The sequence below is a fragment of the Solibacillus sp. GQ1 genome, from assembly GCF_059758555.1.
In genome coordinates this window covers 1-420 of the sequence record NZ_JCAXEX010000018.1, presented here as the reverse complement: position 1 = coordinate 420, position 420 = coordinate 1, and the positions used below count along the sequence as shown (strand labels likewise).

Genomic DNA, 420 nt, shown 5'->3' with positions numbered 1-420 from the left:
AATGTTTGAACCTGTTTTTAGTACCCAGTTTGTAAAAATGGAGGAGGTAGAGGGATTCGAACCCCCGCGCGGTGTTACCCGCCTGTCGGTTTTCAAGACCGATCCCTTCAGCCAGACTTGGGTATACCTCCGTTATGATTAGTACGTTAACTGGTGGACCTTACAGGACTCGAACCTGTGACCGGACGGTTATGAGCCGTCTGCTCTAACCAACTGAGCTAAAGGTCCTTTAAGATGGCGGCAGAGGGAGTCGAACCCACGACCTTTCGGGTATGAACCGAGTGCTCTAGCCAACTGAGCTACACCGCCAGGATCTTTATTTTGGTTACAAAAAATATGGTGGAGCCTAGCGGGATCGAACCGCTGACCTCCTGCGTGCAAGGCAGGCGCTCTCCCAGCTGAGCTAAGGCCCCATAAATG

At 51.9% G+C, this 420-nt stretch carries 4 tRNA genes; all 4 read right to left on the bottom strand.

The features are described from left to right. Window positions 1-38 precede the first annotated feature (38 nt). The 4 genes from AC6CH1_RS19275 to AC6CH1_RS19260 all read right to left on the bottom strand — a co-directional run bounded on the left by AC6CH1_RS19275 (window position 39) and on the right by AC6CH1_RS19260 (window position 413). Window positions 39-131: transfer RNA gene (locus tag AC6CH1_RS19275), tRNA-Ser, on the bottom strand. Window positions 132-151: 20 nt separating this feature from the next. After that, window positions 152-228, bottom strand: a tRNA-Ile gene (locus AC6CH1_RS19270). Between the two features lie 7 nt (window positions 229-235). Further along, a tRNA-Met gene (locus tag AC6CH1_RS19265) sits at window positions 236-309 on the bottom strand. A 28-nt stretch (window positions 310-337) separates the two neighbouring features. Beyond that, a tRNA-Ala gene (locus AC6CH1_RS19260) sits at window positions 338-413 on the bottom strand. Window positions 414-420: the final 7 nt, after the last annotated feature.